The organism is Micromonospora sp. M42, assembly GCF_000568915.1.
Lineage (GTDB): Bacteria > Actinomycetota > Actinomycetes > Mycobacteriales > Micromonosporaceae > Micromonospora > Micromonospora chalcea.
Window position 1 is genome coordinate 770,777 of the sequence record NZ_KK037233.1, and the last position, 1,667, is coordinate 772,443.

General features: G+C 74.4%; 1 protein-coding gene and 1 pseudogene. Both read left to right on the forward strand.

Annotation, left to right across the window (positions count from 1 at the left end; genetic code table 11):
• Nucleotides 1-107: 107 nt before the first annotated feature.
• Nucleotides 108-1,436: an ergothioneine biosynthesis protein EgtB gene (gene egtB / locus MCBG_RS03135; RefSeq protein WP_043323713.1), complete on the forward strand. Its 1,329-nt coding sequence runs from the start codon at nucleotides 108-110 to the stop codon at nucleotides 1,434-1,436.
• Between the two features lie 9 nt (nucleotides 1,437-1,445).
• A pseudogene (locus MCBG_RS03140) lies at nucleotides 1,446-1,667 on the forward strand (ergothioneine biosynthesis protein EgtC); the annotation flags it as partial.

Consider the following 1,667-nt stretch of genomic DNA (forward strand, 5'->3'; position numbering starts at 1 on the left):
CGACCTGGCCCTGACGGCCCTGCCCGCCTCGATCTGCCGCCCGCCATCCACGAGGAGACCCACCGAGAGATCCGGCGGCGACGTGCCGCCGCGGAGAGGGGACACCGGTGACCACGACCGAGCGACCGGGCACTGACGCCGAACGACTGCGCGACCGGATCGCCGCGGAGCTGGAGCGGACCCGCGCCCGCACCGCGGCGCTCACCGACGCGGTGGACGACGACGACCTGGTCCGGCAGCACTCCACGCTGATGTCGCCGCTGGTCTGGGACCTGGCGCACGTCGGCAACCAGGAGGAGCTGTGGCTGGTCCGCGACGTCGGCGGCCGCGAACCGGTGCGCCACGACATCGACGACCTCTACGACGCGTTCAAGCAGCCCCGCAAGGACCGCCCGGCGCTGCCGCTGCTGCCGCCGGCCGAGGCGCGCGCCTACGTGCGTACGGTCCGCGACAAGGTGTTCGACCTGCTCGACGGCATCCGCTTCACCGAGCGTCCCCTGGTCGCCGACGGGTTCGCGTTCGGCATGATCGTGCAGCACGAGCAGCAGCACGACGAGACCATGCTCGCCACCCACCAGCTGCGCGCCGGCGCCCCGGTGCTGGACGCGCCGCCCCCGCCGGAGCCCCGGGCCCGGGTCGGCGGGGAGGTACGGGTGCCGGCCGGGCCGTTCACGATGGGCACCTCCACCGACCCGTGGGCACTGGACAACGAGCGCCCGGCGCACACCGTCGACCTGCCCGCGTACCTCATCGACGCCGCGCCGGTCACAAACGGGCAGTACCGCGCGTTCATCGCCGACGGCGGATACGACGAGCCGCGCTGGTGGAGCGAGGCCGGCTGGCGGCACCGGATCGAGGCGGAGCTGAGCGCGCCGATGCACTGGCGGCGCGACGGCGACGGCTGGGCGTACCGCCGGTTCGGCCGCTGGTCGGCGGTCCGCGACGACGAGCCGGTGGTGCACGTCTGCTGGTACGAGGCGCAGGCGTACGCGGCGTGGGCCGGCAAGCGGCTGCCCACCGAGGCGGAGTGGGAGAAGGCGGCCCGCTGGGACCCGGCGTCCGGCCGGTCCCGCCGTTACCCGTGGGGCGACGAGGATCCGGGCGCCGAGCACGCCAACCTGGGCCAGCGGCACCTGTGGCCGGCGCCGGTGGGCGCGTACCCGGCGGGCGCGTCGCCGCTGGGCGTGCACCAGCTCGTCGGCGACGTGTGGGAGTGGACCTCGTCGCCGTTCCGTGGGCACCCGGGCTTCACCGCGTTCCCCTACCGGGAGTACTCGGAGGTCTTCTTCGGCGACGACCACAGGGTGCTGCGGGGCGGCTCGTTCGGCACCGACCGGTCCGCCTGCCGGGGCACGTTCCGCAACTGGGACTACCCGATCCGGCGGCAGATCTTCAGCGGTTTCCGCTGCGCCCGTGACGCCGGACCGGAGGAGTGAGCCGGCCCGATGTGCCGTCACCTCGCGTACCTCGGTCCACCCGTGCTCCTGGGCAGCCTGCTGTTCGACCCGCCGTACGGCCTGCTGCGCCAGTCGTGGGCGCCGCGTGACATGCGCGGCGGCGGCACCATAAACGCCGACGGCTTCGGCGTCGCCTGGTACCCGGACGACGGCGACCCGGTCCGGTACCGGCGGGCCCAGCCGATGTGGAGCGACACCACGCTGCCGGAG